We start from the raw sequence: 19,241 nt of genomic DNA, 5'->3' as shown, positions 1-19,241 counted from the left end.
CGGTCAGGCAGCGGCGGTCAGACCGAAGCTCTCCAGCGCGTGGGCCGCGTCCGGGCCGATCGGGCGGATCTTCGGCAGCGCCGGCTCCGGCGCCGACCAGGCCACCGCGCAGAGCGCGGCCAGCGCATCCAGCGGACGACCCGACCCGGCCAGGTCCAGCACCCCGTCGCGGTCGGTCACGGACCAGCCGCCAGCGTCCGCCGGGCCCGGGACCCGCACGGCGGCAGCCGGGTCGAAGAGCCCCGCCAGGTCCCTCGCGACGTACGTGGGACGCCGCCGCGGTTCGGCAGCCAGCAGATCCGGTACGCCACTGACGCCGGTGAGCACCAGCAGGCTGTCCAGGCCGGCACGGCGGGCACCCTCGATGTCGGTGTCCAGTCGGTCACCCACCACCAGGCTCCGCCCACCGCCCGCGCGCCGGGCGGCGGTCTCGAACAGCGCCGATTCCGGCTTGCCGACCACCACGTCAGGGTCCCGCTCCAACGCCGTACGCAGCACGGCCACCAGCGACCCGTTACCGGGCAGCGGTCCCCGCCCACTAGGCAGGGTCCGGTCGGTGTTCGTGGCGATCCAGAGCGCCCCGGCCCGCACCGCGACCGAAGCCTCGGCCAGTTCGGCCCAGCCGACCTGCGGCCCGTACCCCTGCACCACCGCAGCAGGGTTCTCGTCGGCCTTGGTGACCGGGGTCAGGCCGACCGCACGCAGCTCGGCGCGCAGGGCCTCCGCGCCGACCACCAGCACCGGCGCGCCGGCGGGCAGCCGGTCCCGCAACAGTTCGGCCGAGGCCGCGGCGGAGGTGAGCACCTCCTCCGGTCGAGCCGGCACGCCCATCCCGGTGAGCAGGTCGGCGACCTCGCTGGAGCGCCGGGAGGCGTTGTTGGTGGCGTACGCCACCGCCCGCCCCTCGTCGTGCAGCCGGGCCACCGCCTCGACGGCGCCGGGGATCGGCCGGTCGATCAGGTAGATCACGCCGTCCAGGTCGAAGACGACCAGGGTGTACCCGTCGACCAGCCGCTCCCCCACGCCCGCGCTCACCGCTGCGTCGGCTCCGACTCGTCACCCCGGGTGGGGGCGGTGTCGTCGGTGTTCACCGCGTCGCCGGACGTCACGCTGCCGTCGGCAGCGGTGTCGGCCTTGCCAGCCTCGTCCGGGTGACGGTCCTCGTCCTCGTCGACGGAGTCCTCGTCGTCGTCAGGGCGGCCGACAGCACCATCCTGCTCGTCGTCGTCGAAGTCCTCGTCGTCGTCGTCCTCGTCGTCGTCCTCGTCGTCGTCCTCGTCGTCGTCGTCTTCGTCGTCGTCTTCGTCGTCTTCGTCGTCGTCGCGGTCGTCGTCGTCGCCGGTCAGGTCGGCGTCCGGCTGGGCCGGAACCGCGCCCGGAGTGCCCGGGCCTGCGGCGATCTCCTCGGCGGCCTCGTCCTCGTCGTCGCCCTCGATGAGCACGCCGTCGAGTTCCAGCAGCCGCTCGGCGGCGTCGGTCTCGCCCTCGGTGTCCACGTCGGCGGCACGGGAGAACCACTCGCGGGCTTCCTCGCGTCGGCCCACGGCGAGCAGCGCATCGGCGTACGCGTACCGCAGCCGAGCCGTCCACGGCACCGTGGCCTCACTGGTGAGGTCCGGGACCTGGAGCATCGCGACCGCGGCGTCCTTCTGCCCGAGGTCACCCCGGGCGCCAGCGGCGACGATGAGCAGCTCGATCGCGACGGCCTGGTCCAACTTTTCCCGGTCAGCGCCACGGAACAGGTCGATGGCCCGCTCCGGGCGGCCAAGAGCCCGCTCACAGTCCGCGAGCACGGCCAGGTGGCTCTGCAGACCACTCATCCGGTGGTACGTACGCAGCTCGGCGATTGCCGACTGCCACTCCCCCGCGTGGTACGCGGCAAGGCCGACCGCCTCACGGACCGCGGAGATGCGCGACGCGAGCCGCCGGGCAGCCAGCGCGTGCGCCAACGCCTCGGCCGGGTCCTCGTCGATCAGCTGACCGGTCGCGACCAGGTGCCGGGCCACCGTCTCGGCGACCGGCTTGTTCAACGAGAGCAGCTCAGCGCGAACGTCCTTGTCGAGGTCGGTCGCGACGATGTCGTCCGGCAGCGCCGGGCCAGAGCTACGCCCACCCTCGTACGACTCGGAGCCGCCAGCGCGGTCGTCGCGGCGGAACTCGCCCTCACGACGCGGCCGGTCGTCGGCCCGGGGAGCACCCGTCCGGTCGCCACCACGGTAGCCACCCTCGCGGTCGCCGCCACGGTAGCCACCGCCCTCACGCGGACCACTCGGCCGAGAGCTGTCACGGTCGCCACCACGGAAGCCACCCTCACGGGGAGCGCCACGGAAACCACCCTCGCGAGGCGCACCGCCCTCACGACGGTCGCCACCACGGAAGCCACCCTCGCGGTCGCCGCCACGGAAACCGCCCTCGCGGGGCGCGCCGCCGTCACGCGGTCCACTCGGCCGGTCACCGCCACGGAAACCACCCTCACGGCGGTCGCCACCGCGGAAACCACCGTCGCGGTCGCCGCCACGGAAGCCACCCTCGCGCGGAGCGCTGGAACGCGAGCCGTCCCGGTCGCCACCACGGAAACCACCTTCACGGCGGTCGCCGCCACGGAAACCACCGTCACGGTCGCCACCACGGAAACCACCCTCGCGGTCGCCGCCACGGAAACCGCCCTCGCGGGGCGCGCCGCCGTCACGCGGTCCACTCGGCCGGTCACCGCCACGGAAACCACCCTCACGACGGTCGCCACCGCGGAAGCCACCCTCACGCGGAGCGCTGGAACGCGAGCCGTCCCGGTCGCCACCACGGAAGCCACCTTCACGGCGGTCGCCGCCACGGAAACCACCGTCGCGGTCGCCGCCACGGAAGCCACCCTCACGGGGCGCGCCGCCGTCACGCGGTCCACTCGGCCGGTCACCGCCACGGAAACCACCCTCACGGGGCGCGCCGCCGTCACGCGGTCCACTCGGCCGGTCACCGCCACGGAAACCACCCTCACGACGGTCGCCACCACGGAAACCACCCTCGCGGTCACCGCCGCGGAAACCGCCCTCGCGGGACGGGCCGGAGCGGGTGCGGTCGCCACCCTGATAGCCGCCCTCGCGGCGGTCGCCGCCACGGAAGCCACCCTCACGGTCACCACCGCGGAAACCGCCGTCGCGCGGGCCGCTGGAACGCGAAGCATCACGGTCACCACCGCGGAAACCACCCTCGCGACGGTCGCCGCCACGGAAGCCACCCTCACGGGGAGCGCCCGAGCGCGAACCGTCGCGGTCGCCGCCACGGAAGCCGCCCTCACGGGGGGCGCTGGAACGCGAAGCATCCCGATCGCCGCCGCGGAAACCGCCCTCACGCGGGCCGCCGGAACGCGAAGCATCACGGTCACCACCGCGGAAACCACCCTCGCGACGGTCGCCGCCACGGTAACCACCCTCACGCGGGGCGCTGGAACGCGAGCCGTCGCGGTCGCCGCCACGGTAACCACCCTCACGCGGGGCGCTGGAACGCGAGCCGTCGCGGTCGCCGCCACGGTAACCACCCTCACGCGGGGCGCTGGAACGCGAGCCGTCGCGGTCGCCGCCACGGTAACCACCCTCACGCGGGGCGCTGGAACGCGAGCCGTCGCGGTCGCCGCCACGGTAACCACCCTCACGCGGGGCGCTGGAACGCGAGCCGTCGCGGTCGCCGCCACGGTAACCACCCTCACGCGGGGCGCTGGAACGCGAGCTGTCCCGGTCGCCGCCACGGTAACCACCCTCACGCGGGGCGCTGGAACGCGAGCTGTCCCGGTCGCCGCCACGGGGACCAGAGTCGCGGCCGCCGGCGTAGCCGCCGCGGGCGCCACCAGCGTTGTCACGGTCTCCCCGGTACGGGGGACGGTCTCGGTCATCGCGGCGCGGGCCGCGGTCGCGTCCGCCCGCGCCGTCAGTACGGTCTTCGTAGCGACGGGGACGGTCTCCGCCCTGCGGTCCTGAACTCACAGGTACATCCTTCCTGATTGCGCCACCAATGGCGCTACGCAGTCGAGGGCCGACCCGGATGGGGCGGCCCTCGACTGGAAGATTGTCCGGCGGCGTCCTACTCTCCCACACCCTCACGAGTGCAGTACCATCGGCGCTGGAGGGCTTAGCTTCCGGGTTCGGAATGTAACCGGGCGTTTCCCCTCCGCCATGACCGCCGTAACTCTATGAACATGTCAAACAACCCCGGCACAAAAATCACGGGTGTTCGCTTGTTCAGAGTTGCACAGTGGACGCGTAGCAGCTTAGTAGTCAAGTCCTCGGCCTATTAGTACCGGTCAACTGAACCCGTTACCGGGCTTACATTTCCGGCCTATCAACCCAGTCGTCTAGCTGGGGGGCCTTACCCCACCAAGGTGGGTGGGATACCTCATCTTGAAGCAGGCTTCCCGCTTAGATGCTTTCAGCGGTTATCCCTTCCGAACGTAGCTAACCAGCCGTGCCCTTGGCAGGACAACTGGCACACCAGAGGTTCGTCCGTCCCGGTCCTCTCGTACTAGGGACAGCCCTTCTCAAGTATCCTACGCGCACGGCGGATAGGGACCGAACTGTCTCACGACGTTCTAAACCCAGCTCGCGTACCGCTTTAATGGGCGAACAGCCCAACCCTTGGGACCTGCTACAGCCCCAGGATGCGACGAGCCGACATCGAGGTGCCAAACCATCCCGTCGATATGGACTCTTGGGGAAGATCAGCCTGTTATCCCCGGGGTACCTTTTATCCGTTGAGCGACACCGCTTCCACTCGCAAGTGCCGGATCACTAGTCCCGACTTTCGTCCCTGCTCGACCTGTCAGTCTCACAGTCAAGCTCCCTTGTGTACTTGCACTCAACACCTGATTGCCAACCAGGCTGAGGGAACCTTTGGGCGCCTCCGTTACCTTTTAGGAGGCAACCGCCCCAGTTAAACTACCCACCAGACACTGTCCCTGAACCGGATAACGGTCCGAAGTTAGATACCCAAATCAACCAGAGTGGTATTTCAAGATTGCCTCCACCCATACTGGCGTATGGACTTCACCGGCTCCCACCTATCCTACACAAACTAATTCGAGTACCAATGTCAAGCTATAGTAAAGGTCCCGGGGTCTTTCCGTCCTGCCGCGCGTAACGAGCATCTTTACTCGTACTGCAATTTCGCCGGGCCTGTGGTTGAGACAGTGGGGAAGTCGTTACGCCATTCGTGCAGGTCGGAACTTACCCGACAAGGAATTTCGCTACCTTAGGATGGTTATAGTTACCACCGCCGTTTACTGGCGCTTAAGTTCTCCGCTTCGCCCCGAAGAGCTAACAGGTCCCCTTAACGTTCCAGCACCGGGCAGGCGTCAGTCCATATACATCGAATTACTTCTTCGCATGGACCTGTGTTTTTAGTAAACAGTCGCTTCCCCCTGCTCTCTGCGGCCATACAACGCTCCACCCGCGCGGGGCTTCACGTCTCCGGCCCCCCTTCTCCCTAAGTTACGGGGGCAATTTGCCGAGTTCCTTAACCACAGTTCGCCCGATCGCCTCGGTATTCTCTACCTGACCACCTGTGTCGGTTTGGGGTACGGGCCGCTAAGAACTCGCTAGAGGCTTTTCTCGGCAGCATAGGATCACTGACTTCACCTGAATCGGCTCGGCATCACGTCTCAGCCTTAAATGTGTTGCGGATTTGCCTACAACACGGCCTACACGCTTACCCCGGCACAACCACCGGCCGGGCTCAGCTACCTTCCTGCGTCACCCCATCGCTTGACTACTACCCATCAGGTTCCCAGCCTCCCCGACATCCGTCCGAAGACATCAGTCAGTTCAGGTGGTTAGCACAACGAGGTTCATCAGGGACGCTCTTTCGCGGGTACGGGAATATCAACCCGTTGTCCATCGACTACGCCTCTCGGCCTCGCCTTAGGTCCCGACTCACCCAGGGCGGATTAGCCTGGCCCTGGAACCCTTGGTCATCCGGCGGAAGGGTTTCTCACCCTTCTTTCGCTACTCATGCCTGCATTCTCACTCGTGCCGCGTCCACAACTGGGTCACCCCGCTGCTTCACTCGCGGCACGACGCTCCCCTACCCATCCACACACCTGCACAAGGAATCAAGTCCAAGCGAGGTTAAAATGTGAATGCCACAGCTTCGGCGGTGTGCTTGAGCCCCGCTACATTGTCGGCGCGGAACCACTTGACCAGTGAGCTATTACGCACTCTTTAAAGGGTGGCTGCTTCTAAGCCAACCTCCTGGTTGTCTATGCGACCCCACATCCTTTTCCACTTAGCACACGCTTAGGGGCCTTAGCTGGTGATCTGGGCTGTTTCCCTCTCGACTACGAAGCTTATCCCCCGCAGTCTCACTGCCGCGCTCTCACTTACCGGCATTCGGAGTTTGGCTGATTTCGGTAAGCTTGTGGGCCCCCTAGACCATCCAGTGCTCTACCTCCGGCAAGAAACACGCGACGCTGCACCTAAATGCATTTCGGGGAGAACCAGCTATCACGGAGTTTGATTGGCCTTTCACCCCTAACCACAGGTCATCCCCCAATTTTTCAACATTGGTGGGTTCGGCCCTCCACGCGGTCTTACCCGCGCTTCAGCCTGCCCATGGCTAGATCACTCCGCTTCGGGTCTAGGACACGCGACTGAATCGCCCTATTCAGACTCGCTTTCGCTACGGCTCCCCCACACGGGTTAACCTCGCCACATGCCACTAACTCGCAGGCTCATTCTTCAAAAGGCACGCCGTCACCCCGCAAGGCTCCGACGGATTGTAGGCGAACGGTTTCAGGTACTATTTCACTCCCCTCCCGGGTACTTTTCACCATTCCCTCACGGTACTTGTCCGCTATCGGTCACCAGGAAGTATTTAGGCTTACCAGGTGGTCCTGGCAGATTCACGGCAGATTTCAGGGGTCCGCCGCTACTCGGGAACACCCACAGAAGGTCAGCAACTTTCACCTACCGGACTTTCACCGTCTACGGTCAGCCATTCCAGACTGTTCGACTAGCCACTAACTTTGTAACTTCTCGAACAAGTGTCAGCTTGTTCAGCAGGGTCCCACAACCCCGACCACGCAACCCCTGACAGGTATCACACGCAGCCGGTTTAGCCTCGATCCGCTTTCGCTCGCCACTACTCACGGAATCACTAAATTGTTTTCTCTTCCTACGGGTACTGAGATGTTTCACTTCCCCGCGTTCCCTCCACACACCCTATGTGTTCAGGTGTGGGTGACACCACATGACTGGTGCCAGGTTTCCCCATTCGGACACCCTGGGATCACAGCTTGGTTGACAGCTCCCCCAGGCCTATCGCGGCCTCCCACGTCCTTCATCGGCTCCTGGTGCCAAGGCATTCACCGTTCGCCCTTGACAACTTGACCACAAAGATGCTCGCGTCCACTGTGCAATTCTCAACAAACGACCAACCCACAACCCGATCCGCCCCACACCAAACCCAACAACAGTTGGCGGTATATGGGGCCAGGCCATGCCTGGCAGACTCCCAGCCCCCACACCGGAGGGCTGGCCAAGTCTCTGAAACAACAACACAATGGTTGTTCCTTCAGGACCCAACAGGGTGCTCACATTCTCCCCCAGCCGCACCAGAAGCATCCGTTCCCACCACCGAAGTGGCTGTACTAGGCGCCGCCGGCCGTTGCCAGGGCAAAACTTGCCAGTGTCTCCGCCATCTGAGCACCCCACCACCACAGTCGGGCAGTGCGGGCTCCTTACCGACTTTCGTCGGAAGGTGCTCCTTAGAAAGGAGGTGATCCAGCCGCACCTTCCGGTACGGCTACCTTGTTACGACTTCGTCCCAATCGCCAGCCCCACCTTCGACGGCTCCCTCCCACAAGGGGTTGGGCCACCGGCTTCGGGTGTTGCCGACTTTCGTGACGTGACGGGCGGTGTGTACAAGGCCCGGGAACGTATTCACCGCAGCGTTGCTGATCTGCGATTACTAGCGACTCCGACTTCACGGGGTCGAGTTGCAGACCCCGATCCGAACTGAGACCGGCTTTTTGGGATTCGCTCCACCTCGCGGTATCGCAGCCCATTGTACCGGCCATTGTAGCATGCGTGAAGCCCTGGACATAAGGGGCATGATGACTTGACGTCATCCCCACCTTCCTCCGAGTTGACCCCGGCAGTCTTCGATGAGTCCCCGCCATAACGCGCTGGCAACATCGAACGAGGGTTGCGCTCGTTGCGGGACTTAACCCAACATCTCACGACACGAGCTGACGACAGCCATGCACCACCTGTGACCGCCCCCGAAGGACCTCACATCTCTGTGAGTTTTGCGGCCATGTCAAACCCAGGTAAGGTTCTTCGCGTTGCATCGAATTAATCCGCATGCTCCGCCGCTTGTGCGGGCCCCCGTCAATTCCTTTGAGTTTTAGCCTTGCGGCCGTACTCCCCAGGCGGGGCGCTTAATGCGTTAGCTGCGGCACAGGAAACCGGAGAGGTCCCCCACACCTAGCGCCCAACGTTTACAGCGTGGACTACCAGGGTATCTAATCCTGTTCGCTCCCCACGCTTTCGCTCCTCAGCGTCAGTATCGGCCCAGAGACCCGCCTTCGCCACCGGTGTTCCTCCTGATATCTGCGCATTTCACCGCTACACCAGGAATTCCAGTCTCCCCTACCGAACTCTAGCCTGCCCGTATCGACCGCAGGCTTGGGGTTGAGCCCCAAGTTTTCACGGTCGACGCGACAAGCCGCCTACGAGCTCTTTACGCCCAATAAATCCGGACAACGCTCGCACCCTACGTCTTACCGCGGCTGCTGGCACGTAGTTGGCCGGTGCTTCTTCTGCAGGTACCGTCACTCTCGCTTCGTCCCTGCTGAAAGAGGTTTACAACCCGAAGGCCGTCATCCCTCACGCGGCGTCGCTGCATCAGGCTTCCGCCCATTGTGCAATATTCCCCACTGCTGCCTCCCGTAGGAGTCTGGGCCGTGTCTCAGTCCCAGTGTGGCCGGTCGCCCTCTCAGGCCGGCTACCCGTCGTCGCCTTGGTAGGCCATCACCCCACCAACAAGCTGATAGGCCGCGAGCCCATCCCAAGCCGAAAAACTTTCCACCCCCAGCCATGCGGCCGGAAGTCCTATTCGGTATTAGCCCCCGTTTCCGAGGGTTATCCCAAAGCTTGGGGCAGGTTGCTCACGTGTTACTCACCCGTTCGCCGCTCGAGTACCCCGAAGGGCCTTTCCGCTCGACTTGCATGTGTTAAGCACGCCGCCAGCGTTCGTCCTGAGCCAGGATCAAACTCTCCAACAAAAAATTAGTTGAACAGCATCCTGACAACAAACAAATGTTGCCAAAGGAATCCCAACCAGCCAGCAAAAACTGACCAGTCCGGGGTATAAATCATAATTGGCACTGGCTTTACAAGCACCCTGTTGAGTTCTCAAAGAACAACCACACACCGACCAGAAGCCCCACCTCAGTGGAACCCCAACCGGGGCTTTTCGTTCTGTGTCCCTTAGCGCTTTCCAGCGCCAGGCACTTTTACTACGTTACCCGCTGGTTTCCGCCGTGTCAAACCGGTGTTTCGCGGTTCGTCGTGCTTCACCCGGTAATGCGGGCACCATGTCTCGACCGGCTTGCGCCGCTCTCGTCACGGATTTGGCAGGCCGGCCGCTGCGGTTTCCCGCAAGCTTGCCCGGTGCCCTGCCGGTTCTTAACCATACCCGGTCGGTTTCGCCGCACCAAATCCGCCTCGCGGCGTTTCTGGCGGCACCTCCCGGTCACAGGATCCGGTGGGCATGCCCGCCCGACCCCGAGGCCGTTGGCCTGCGCTCCGGCCGACTCAGGCTTTCGCCTGTTTCGTCCGTTCCGCGCTGGCAGAGAGAAAGTTACGCGTCCGGCGGGATGATCGTCAAATCCGCCGGACGCGTCCCCCGTCACATCGTCGACAGTCGACTATTCTCCCAGCTCAACGCCCGCGAACGAGCGCTTGCCACGGCGCAGCACCAGGTATCGCCCGTGCAGCAGGTCGGTCGCCGACACTCCGGCGTCCACCTCGGTCACCCGGTTGTTGTTGACGTAGGCGCCGCCCTCGGCGATCACCCGACGGGCCTCCTTGAGGCCACTGACGAGCCCGGAGTCCCGCAACAACCCCGCCACATCCGGCAGTTCGCCGGAGAGACGCACCAGGCCGGCCTCGGTCAACGCCGCGCGCAGCGTCTCCGGGGCCAGGTCGTCCAGCGACCCGCGGCCGAAGAGGGCCTGACTGGCGGCGATCGCCTGTCGGGTCTCGTCGGCGCCGTGCACCAGGGTGGTCAGCTCCTCGGCGAGCGCCCGCTGTGCCAGGCGGGCCGCCGGCCGCTCGGCCGTCGCCTTCGCCAGCTCCTCCAGCTCCTCGCGCGTACGGAAGCTGAAGTAGCGCAGGTAGCGGTCGACCTCGCGGTCGTCGACGTTGAGCCAGAACTGGTAGAACGCGTACGGGCTGGTCAACGTCGGGTCGAGCCAGACGGCGCCGCCCTCGGTCTTGCCGAACTTCGTGCCGTCGGCCTTGGTGACCAGCGGCGTGGTGAACGCCTGCACCGGCCCCGCGCCACGTCGACGTACGTAGTCGACGCCGGCGGTGATGTTGCCCCACTGGTCGGACCCGCCGAACTGAAGCTGGCAGCCGTGCCGCCGGTGCAGCTCGTAGAAGTCGTTGGCCTGCAGCAGCTGGTAGCTGAACTCGGTGAAGCTGATGCCGGTCTCCAGCCGCGCCCGCACCACCTCCCGGGCGAGCATCTTGTTGACCGGGAAGTGCTTGCCCACGTCGCGCAGGAACTCGACCACCGACATCTCGCCGGTCCAGTCCAGGTTGTTGACCAGTTGCGCGGCGTTGTCCCCCGTGTACGACACGAAGGGCGCGAGCTGCTCACGGATCCGCTCGACCCAGCCGGCGATCACCTCGGGCGGGTTGAGCGTCCGTTCGGCGCTCTCCTTGGGGTCACCGATCTGCCCGGTCGCCCCGCCCACCAGCAGCAACGGGCGGTGCCCCGCGAGTTGCAGCCGGCGGGCCGTGGTGACCTGCATGAGCGAGCCGACGTGCAGGCTCTGCGCGGTGGGGTCGAAACCCACGTAATAGGTGGTGGCCGTCCCACCGTCGAGCAGCTCGCGCAGCTCGTCGAGGCCGGTCGAGTCCTGGATGAGGCCACGCCAGAGCAGGTCGTCGGTCAGGGAGTCCCGCCCGGACGGCGGGGGGCTGCTGTCGGTCACGGTCACCGATTCTCCCCCATCGCCGGCACCGACCCGTACCGGGTTTCCCGTAACCCGCCCCGGTTAGGCTTGCGCCCCGTTGATCGAGGAGGGGTTCTGCCGTGGAGATGCCGGATCTGACGGGTGGTTTTGTCGCCCTGCTCGGCCTGAAGTTCGAAGAGGCGTCCGCCGACCGGGTGGTCATCAGCTGGCAGGTCCGACCGGAGCTGCACCAGCCGTTCGGCATTCAGCATGGTGGGGTGTACTGCTCGGTCGTGGAGACCGCGGCCAGCGTGGGTGGTTCCCTCTGGCTGGGCGACCGGGGCACTGTGGTCGGCGTGTCGAACCAGACCGACTTCCTGCGGGCCGTCCGGGACGGGGAGCTGACCGCGGTCGGCACGCCGGTGCACCGGGGCCGCAGCCAGCAGCTGTGGCAGGTGGAGATCACCGATGCCGACGAGCGGCTGGTCGCCCGCGGTCAGGTCCGCCTCCAGAACCTCTCGCGCGACTGAGCGGCGGCACCCGGACGGTTCAGCTGCGGGCCTCGTCCAGCACCGGCTCCGAGGTCAGGTCGGAGTCGGAGTCGGAGTCGTCGGGCACCCGGCTGACCCGTACCTCGGTGATCGCCCGGTGGTCGATGCCGGCCACCATCAGCACCCAGCCGTCCAGGGTGACGTCCTCGCCGGCGACGGTGGGGATGTGCCCGAGTCGGGCCAGCACCAGCCCGGCGACGGTGGTGTAGTCGCCGTCTGGGCGCGACGGCAGCTCGACGCCGATGTCCGGAAGGTCGTGCACCGGGAAGGTGCCGGGCAGCAGCAGCGCGCCGTCGGGGTCGCGGCGGACCGAGCGCACATCCCGGTCGGTCTCGTCGTAGATCTCACCGACGATCTCCTCCAGGATGTCCTCCAGCGTGACGATGCCGTCGACAGCGCCGCGCTCGTCCACGACGAGTGCGATGTGCTGGCGCTCTGCCTTGAACTGGCGCAGCGCCTCCACGACGGGCAACGAGTCGGGCAGCAGCATCGGAGGGCGGGCGATCTCGTCGACCGGGCGGTCGTCGGGCACCCCCACCAGGTCGCGCAGGTGGATCACGCCGGCCGTGTCGTCCAGGCCGCCGTGTCGCACGACCGGCGCGCGGGAGTGCCCGGTGGCGGCCAGCACGAGCCGCGCGGCCTCCGCGGTGGTCCCGCTGTCGAGCGTGAAGACCTGCAACCGGGGTACGAGGACAGCCCGCAACCGTCGGTCGGCGATCTCCACCGCGCCGGCGATGATGGTGCGTTGTTCCTTGGTGAAGCCGTGGTTGCCGGCGACGATGTCCCGCAGCTCGTCCGGGCCGATCTCCTCCGGCTGGTGCTTGGGGTTGAGCCCGACCAGGCGGACCACCACGTCGCTGGTGGCGCCGAGCGCCCAGACGGCCGGGCGGGTGAACGTGGCGAGCAGGTCGAGTGGACGGGCCACCAGCAGCGCCCACCGCTCGGCGGCCTGCATGGCGATCCGCTTGGGTGCCAGCTCGCCGAAGACGAGGGTGACGAACGTCAGCGCGAGGGTGACCACCACGATCGCCATCGTCTCGGCGGCGCCACCGAAGATTCCGAGCAGCGGCACGAGAGGCTTGGCCAGCGAGACCGCCGCGGCGGCGGAGGCGAGGAAGCCGGCGAGGGTGATGCCGATCTGGATGGTGGCCAGGAAGCGGTTCGGGTCCTTGGCGAGGCGGGCCAGCACCCGGCCCCCGCGACTGGTCCGTTCCAACCGCTGGATCTGGCTGTCCCGCAGTGACACCAACGCCATCTCGCTGCCCGCGAAGAGCGCGTTGATCACGACCAGGATTCCGACCAGGGCCAGTTGGCTCCCGTAGCTCTGCACGCCCGGTTCGCTCCCTCGTGGTGGTGGCACCGGCCGGTACGCGCGGCGCCCGCCGGTCGGCGAGCCCGCCCGGCGTAGGCGTGTGATTGCCCCATCCGGTGCCCGCTGAATCCTGCGCCGGCGAGGCTACGCCGGATAGGTCGCCGGTGACGCTACGCCGGATCGGCCGCCGGGGTGGTCGGCAGATCGAGGACGTACGAGTCGCCCTCCGGACGGAAGCCGAGCCGGTGGTAGTACGGCGCGACCATCCGGGGCGGGCTGACCACCTGGCGGAAGCCTCGTTCGGTGAACAGGTGGCTGCGCCGGTAGACGAACTCGCCCGGGGTGAAGTCGCGGAACTTGGGGGTCACGTAGTCCAGGTCGATCTGGGCGACGCCCCGCGCCTCGGCGTGGGACAGCACGACGCCGACCACCTCGTCGGCGGTGACCACCAGGAAGGCGGATCGTCCCGAGGTGTCCGGGTCCCACCGGAAGTCGGGGTTGAAGCGGGCGATGTCGGCGGCGTGCACCCGCAGCGTGTGGGCGAGGAACTGGTCGCCGACGCCGACCTCGACCACCTGGTAGGTCTTCTCGTCGTGCCGGGTGGCGAGCATTCCCCGCAGGTACCAGAGGTTGATCACCGTAAGCACGATGTTGAGCCCGACCATGGGCCAGACCTCGATCGCGGCGTTGTAGCCGATCAGCACGAGGCAGCCGACGAGGTTGAGCGCGCGCAGCCGCAGGATGCGCGACTGCAGCAGCGACCAGACCAGCACCGCGGAGCCGGCCTAGCCGACGAGATCCAACCAGTTCACGCCGCGAGACTAGTGCCCGCCCAGGTCAGAAGTATCGGCGGGCAGCTGCAGCAGCCACTCCTCGACGTCTTCGCCGCGGCCGTTGGCGTACCCCGAGTCCTCGCCGACCACCACGAACCCGCACTTGCGCAGCACCGCGAGGGACGCGGCGTTGTCCTTGGCGGCGCGGGCGTGCACCGGGCGGGGCAGCTCGCGCAGCAGGGCGGCCAGGGCCGCCGTGGCGTGGCCCCGGCCCCAGCGTTCCCTGTCGATCCAGTAGCTGACCTCGGTCTGGTCGTCGACCGGGAAGGCGCTCACGTAGCCGACCACCTCGCCGTCGACCTCGACGGTCCGGACCCGGTTCGCCGGGTTGGTGAGCACCCGGGCCCAGTGCCGGGCGAACTCCCGACGGTCGGACGGGTCCTTGGCGACGAAGGCGGCCATCCGGTTGGCCTCCGGGTCCTGCTGGAACAGGAAGAACTCGACGAGGTCGTCCTCCAGGACCGGGCGCAGCCGCAGATCAGAAGTCATCGGCCGAGGGTACGCAACGGCGGGCCCGCGCGGCTCGCTCAGTCGCTCACGGCGGCGACCGCCAGCACGGCGGCGAGCAGGGAGCTGGCCACCGACAGCAGGCGACGCCACGGCACCCGCGCGTCGACCACCGGCAGGGTGGACCACCGGGTCACGGCCAGTGTCGCTCCCACCGCGGACAGACCGGCCCCGAGCGGCCAGAGCCAGACCGGCACCACCGACCAGTCGCCCATCCGGTGCGCCAACCCGAGGTAGGCGAACGCCCACACCACCGCGGCCACCACTGTCACCCGGTCCAGTTCGCGGCGGCGGGCGGTGCCGAGCAGGGACAGGCCGCCGAGGAAGGTGAACGCCACAGCGAGACCGGCGCCGATCCAGACGGGGGCCACCGGTGCCGCCTCCGCCGCTTCTTTTTCCGGTACGCCGAGCAGTCGCAGCCCGATCGGCTCGACGCCCTTGTCGGTGTTGCCGAGCACCACCACCGCCCTGCCGGTGGCCCGTTCGAGGCCGATGTAGGACCGGAACCCGCCGGTCGCGCCGTTGTGCCAGACCACCTCGTGGTCGCCGTGCCGGGTGGTGAACCAGCCGTACCCGATGTGGGTGTTCTCGTCCTCGCGGAAGCGGGCGGTGGTGGCGTCGGCGCCGGGTGCGGTGCCGGCGAGGGTCGCGGCGGCCAGCCGGCCCAGGTCCTCCGCGGTGGACCAGGGGCCGACGCCGGCCGGGGCGTACCCCACTCCCGACCAGGTGTCGAGGGGCCGGCCGGAGGCACGGCCGCCGTGCGCGCGGCCGGCCGGCAGGTCGTCGGCGTGGGTGGCGATCACTGTGGCGTGCATACCGAGCGGTTGGAGTAGCCGCGCCCGCAGCAGATCGGCGTACGCGACGCCGGCCCTCGCTGCCAGCGCGTGGCCGAGCACGGACGGCCCGAGGTTGGAGTAGTGGACCTCGCCGCGCTCGTCGTCGGGGGTGACCCGGCCGGCTGCGCTGCGGACGGCGTCGGTGTCCTGCCCGGCGTACGGGTTGCCGCCGGACACGTTGGACCAGAGGATGCGTGCCCAGCCCAGGATGCCGTCGGGGGCGAGCCGGGGCAGCCCGGCGCGGTGGCTGGCCAACTCGGCGAGCGTCACGTCGCGGGCGGGGCCGGTGACCGTGGGCCAGGTGGCGCCGAGGGGTTCGTCGGGGCGGACGACCCCGGCGGCGGCCTGGTCGGCGAGGAGCATGCCGGTGAGCGCCTTGGTGACCGAGCCGATCTCGAACGAGGTGCCGGGCTCGACGGGCTGGCCGGTCCGGTCCCGGTCACCCAGGCCGGCGGTGCGGATCCGGCCGTTCTCGACCAGTGCGACGGCGAGCCCGCGGTGTCCCGACGGGTCGCGTACGGCCGCACGTGCGGCGCCGGCCAGGTCAGCGTCGCCGGTGGTCTGCGCGCCGAGGCGGGCCACCCGGGGCATGAGCGCGATTCCGGCGAGGCCGGCGATCAGCGCGACGACGATGGTGATCACTGTCGTCCGGCGCATGGTGCTTCTCCCTGCTGTTCGTCGTGCGGGCGGTCGGTGCTGCGGGCGTGGGTCATCGGCCGGCGGCGGTGAGGATGGTCAGCAGCGGCACCACGCGTTCGGCGGGGACGGCCCACCGACCCCGGCCGGTGCTGCTCAGCCAGCCGGCGGCGGTGATCTGGCGCAGGTGGTGGTGGAGTTGGCCGGTGGTGCCCAGTTCCTCGATCTCGGCGAGCTCGCTGGTGCTCTGCCGGCCGTCGAGGATCTCGCGCAGCAGCCGCAGCCGCACCGGGTGGGCCAACGCGGAGAGCGTGCTGGCCAGCTCCGTCCAGTCGGCGGCGAGCACGTCGTCGACGGTGCGGCCGTACTGCCAGTCGTAGTGCTGCCCGGCCACGCGGACGGTGCCGGTGTAGAGGACCGCGCCGGTGCCCTCGGGTGGCAGGCGCTGCTTGAGGCCGTCGAGTGCCCAGAAGGTGCCCTCGGATGCGGGCGGCGCTGGTGGTGGCGCCGCCGCCAGGCGCTCGTTCAGTGCGGCGACCTGGGTCTCCAGCGCGGCGAGCCGCGACTCCATGGTGGTCATGGGTTGATAGTACGTACAAACGTATTCCCGTACAACCCCGGGAGCCCGGGAGGCCGGCGGGTCTTTGGTCCCGAGCCCCTCGGGCGCAACGCCTCTGCCCTGGGTGATCACTCAGCGGGATGGTGAGAGGGACGGCGTGCCGGTGGCGCGCCGCGCGGGACGGGGAGGTCACTGGTGGCGAATACGGGCGGTCCGGGCCGGACGCTGGAGGGCACGATCGATGTGCCCATCGCGGTCGGGCTCGACGCGGCAGAGGCCGCCGCCCGATTGCGGGCGAACGGACCCAACGCGGTGGCGCCGCCGCCGCGCCGGCACGCGGCCGTACGGGTGCTGCACCAGCTCACCGACCCACTGGTGGCCCTGCTGCTCGCCGCCGCGGTGGTGACCACGGTGCTCGGCGACTACCCGGACACGGCGGTGATCGTCCTGGTCGTGCTGGTGAACACGATCATCGGGGTGGTGCAGGAGATCCGCGCCGACCGCGCCATCGCGGCGCTGGGCCAGCTCGCCGCTCCCACCGCCCGGGTGGTCCGTGACGGCCGGGACCTGGCCGTCCCCGCCGCGGACCTGGTCCACGGCGATCTCGTCCGGATCGAGGCCGGCGACATCGTGCCGGCCGACCTGCTGCTGGTCGAGGCGAACCGGCTGCAACTGGATGAATCCGCGTTGAGTGGTGAGTCGGTACCGGTGGGGCGGACCGTCGGTCAGGAGGCGCTGGCCGGGACGGTGGTCACCACCGGACGCGCGGACGGCACCGTGCTGCGGACGGGGCCGGCGAGCGCGCTGGGCCGGATCAGCGCCCTGGTGGCGGGCACGCGGCCCGCCGCCACTCCCCTGCAGCGCCGGCTCTCCGCCCTGGGCCGCACGCTCGGGTTGGTCGCGGTCGTGCTGTCGGGGCTGGTCTTCGCGATCGGGGTGATGAGCGGTCGGCCGCTGGTCGACATGGCCATCACGGCGGTGAGCCTGGTCGTCGCGGCGGTACCCGAGTCGCTGCCGGCGGTGGTGACCCTGGCGCTGGCGCTGGGCGCGCGCCGGATGGCCGCCGCGCACGCCATCCCGCGTCGGCTGCACGCGGTGGAGACACTCGGCTCGGTGACCGTGATCGCCTCCGACAAGACGGGCACCCTCACGGAGGGGCGCATGGCGGTGCAGCAGGTCGCCACCACCGACGGGGCGCGGTACGAGGTGACCGGCAGCGGGTACGCCCCGCACGGCGCCGTGCACCAGGACGGCGCGCCGGTGGCCGTACCGGAGGAACTCCGCCGGCTGGCGCGGGCCGGGCTGCTCTGCAACGACGCCGCCCTGTCACCCCCGGACGACGAACGACGCGACTGGGGCGCCGTGGGGGATCCGCTCGAAGCGGCGCTCGTGGCCTTCGCGGCTCGGTGCGGCCTCGACCCGCAGGACACCCGCGCGGCCTGGCCACGGGTCGCCGAGCACCCGTTCGACCAGGCCCAACGGCGGATGGTCACCGTGCACCGCTCCTGCGACCAGCGCTATCTCGTGGTCTGCAAGGGCGCCCCGGAGAGCGTCCTCACCACGTCCCTGCTCGACGCCACCGACGACGAGATCGCCGCGCTGACCCGCACCGCCCACCGGCTCGCCGGAGAGGGCCTGCGGGTGCTCGCCGTCGCCGCCGCCCTGACGGACACGTCGCCGGACCCTGCCGCGCCGACCGGCCTGCGCCCGCTCGGGCTGGTCGCCGTCGGTGACCCGCTGCGCGCCGGCGCCCCCGAGATCGCCGAGAGCCTCGACGCCGCCGGGGTGCGGCTGCTGCTGATCACCGGCGATCACCCGGCCACCGCCGCCGCGATCGGCTCCCAGCTCGGCCTGTGGCACGACGGTGATCCTCTCGCCCGCGGCGACGACGACTCGACGGCGCACCCGGACACCCGGGTCTTCGCCCGGACCCAACCGGAACAGAAGCTCGACATCATCGCGGGCCTGCAGGCCCGCGGTCACGTGGTCGCGATGACCGGCGACGGAGTCAACGACGCGCCGGCGCTGCGCCGCGCAGACATCGGGGTGGCGATGGGTGGCGGCACCGAGGTCGCCCGGCAGGCCGCCGACCTGGTCCTCGTCGACGACGACCTGTCCACAGTCGCCTCCGCCATCGGTGAGGGCCGCCGCATCTACGACAACATTCGCCGGTTCCTGCGCTACGCCCTCTCCGGTGGGGTGGCCGAGATCCTGGTGATGCTCATCGGCCCGCTGTTCGGGCTGGCCGTACCGCTGTTGCCCGCCCAGATCCTCTGGATCAACCTGCTGACCCACGGGGTGCCCGGGGTGGCGCTCGGCGCCGAGCCTGCGGAACCCGGCACCCTGCGGCGCGCGCCGCGCTCGCCACAGGAGTCGGTGCTCGGCGCCGGGCTCGGCCGGGACGTCCTGGTCACCGGCGCGCTGATCGCCGCCGTGGTGCTCGGTGCCGGTGTGGTCGCCGCCGACCGGGACCTGCCCTGGCAGTCGGTGGTCTTCGTGGTGCTCGGGCTGGCCCAGCTCGGCGTGGCACTGGCCGTCCGGGCACCCCGGCCAGCGGGCGCGCGGCGCGGCAACCCCGGCCTCCTCGTCGCGGTCGCGGTGTCGGCACTGTTGCAGGTCGGCGGGGTGCTGTTCGCCCCGCTGCGGGACCTGCTCGGCACCGACCCCCTGGCACCGACCGTGCTGCTGGCCTGCGCGGTGGTCAGCGCCCTGCCCGGGTTGGTGCTGCGGCTGACCCGTCGCCGTCCGACACCGCCGAGCGACCGGGTCGACGGGACCAATGGCCCCCGGTCCCTTACCTTCCGCCCCTGACCGTTCGGCCCGCACCGAAGGAGGATGAA

11 protein-coding genes and 3 rRNA genes are annotated in these 19,241 nt (G+C 68.7%); 3 read left to right on the top strand and 11 right to left on the bottom strand.

Annotated features, from left to right (window positions below):
- Positions 1-3: 3 nt before the first annotated feature.
- Together AC3CF1_RS31580 and AC3CF1_RS31575 are read right to left on the bottom strand one after the other, a co-directional pair.
- Positions 4-1,035, bottom strand: a complete 1,032-nt coding sequence (locus AC3CF1_RS31580) for an HAD-IIA family hydrolase (protein WP_354982677.1) — start codon at positions 1,033-1,035, stop codon at positions 4-6.
- Positions 1,032-2,006, bottom strand: coding sequence for a tetratricopeptide repeat protein (locus AC3CF1_RS31575; protein WP_488452152.1), 975 nt, complete (start codon positions 2,004-2,006; stop codon positions 1,032-1,034). The genes AC3CF1_RS31580 and AC3CF1_RS31575 overlap by 4 nt, the downstream gene beginning before the upstream one ends.
- Here AC3CF1_RS31575 and AC3CF1_RS31570 point away from each other — a divergent pair.
- A complete protein-coding gene (locus AC3CF1_RS31570; RefSeq protein ID WP_488451896.1) occupies positions 1,995-3,968 on the top strand; it encodes a hypothetical protein in 1,974 nt (657 codons plus the stop codon). The genes AC3CF1_RS31575 and AC3CF1_RS31570 overlap by 12 nt on opposite strands.
- 90 nt (positions 3,969-4,058) lie before the next feature.
- Here AC3CF1_RS31570 and rrf read toward each other — a convergent pair.
- From rrf to tyrS, 4 genes are all read right to left on the bottom strand, one after another.
- Positions 4,059-4,175 (bottom strand): 5S ribosomal RNA (gene rrf, locus AC3CF1_RS31565).
- An 86-nt stretch (positions 4,176-4,261) separates the two neighbouring features.
- Positions 4,262-7,372 (bottom strand): 23S ribosomal RNA (locus tag AC3CF1_RS31560).
- Between the two features lie 379 nt (positions 7,373-7,751).
- Positions 7,752-9,268, bottom strand: a 16S ribosomal RNA gene (locus AC3CF1_RS31555).
- Together the 16S, 23S and 5S rRNA genes form the textbook arrangement of a ribosomal RNA operon.
- Before the next feature lie 645 nt (positions 9,269-9,913).
- On the bottom strand, positions 9,914-11,206 hold the full coding sequence (tyrS, locus tag AC3CF1_RS31550) for a tyrosine--tRNA ligase (RefSeq protein WP_210793143.1): 1,293 nt from the start codon (positions 11,204-11,206) through the stop codon (positions 9,914-9,916).
- 107 nt (positions 11,207-11,313) lie between these two features.
- On the opposite strand from tyrS, the gene AC3CF1_RS31545 reads away from it, so the two are divergent.
- Positions 11,314-11,697, top strand: a complete 384-nt coding sequence (locus AC3CF1_RS31545) for a PaaI family thioesterase (RefSeq protein WP_172862181.1) — start codon at positions 11,314-11,316, stop codon at positions 11,695-11,697.
- A 19-nt stretch (positions 11,698-11,716) separates the two neighbouring features.
- Here the strand turns inward: AC3CF1_RS31545 and AC3CF1_RS31540 are convergent, their stop codons facing one another.
- The 5 genes from AC3CF1_RS31540 to AC3CF1_RS31520 all read right to left on the bottom strand — a co-directional run bounded on the left by AC3CF1_RS31540 (position 11,717) and on the right by AC3CF1_RS31520 (position 16,422).
- Entirely contained in the window at positions 11,717-13,048 is a 1,332-nt protein-coding gene (locus tag AC3CF1_RS31540) for a hemolysin family protein (protein ID WP_488451895.1), read from the bottom strand.
- A gap of 152 nt (positions 13,049-13,200) precedes the next feature.
- The gene (locus tag AC3CF1_RS31535) at positions 13,201-13,803 is read right to left on the bottom strand and encodes a hypothetical protein (RefSeq protein ID WP_488451894.1); all 603 of its coding nucleotides are present in this window, start codon (positions 13,801-13,803) and stop codon (positions 13,201-13,203) included.
- Between the two features lie 48 nt (positions 13,804-13,851).
- Positions 13,852-14,352, bottom strand: coding sequence for a GNAT family N-acetyltransferase (locus AC3CF1_RS31530; RefSeq protein WP_488451893.1), 501 nt, complete (start codon positions 14,350-14,352; stop codon positions 13,852-13,854).
- Between the two features lie 38 nt (positions 14,353-14,390).
- Positions 14,391-15,863, bottom strand: coding sequence for a serine hydrolase domain-containing protein (locus AC3CF1_RS31525; protein WP_488451892.1), 1,473 nt, complete (start codon positions 15,861-15,863; stop codon positions 14,391-14,393).
- Positions 15,864-15,915: 52 nt separating this feature from the next.
- Positions 15,916-16,422, bottom strand: coding sequence for an ArsR/SmtB family transcription factor (locus tag AC3CF1_RS31520; RefSeq protein WP_488451891.1), 507 nt, complete (start codon positions 16,420-16,422; stop codon positions 15,916-15,918).
- A gap of 174 nt (positions 16,423-16,596) precedes the next feature.
- Between AC3CF1_RS31520 and AC3CF1_RS31515 the strand changes: the two genes are divergently transcribed.
- A complete protein-coding gene (locus tag AC3CF1_RS31515; RefSeq protein WP_488451890.1) occupies positions 16,597-19,212 on the top strand; it encodes a cation-translocating P-type ATPase in 2,616 nt (871 codons plus the stop codon).
- Positions 19,213-19,241: the final 29 nt, after the last annotated feature.

Source organism: Micromonospora sp. MGP-C2, assembly GCF_057766525.1.
Note: the sequence above shows the minus strand (reverse complement) of the source record. Positions and strands in the feature narration are given on the sequence as shown.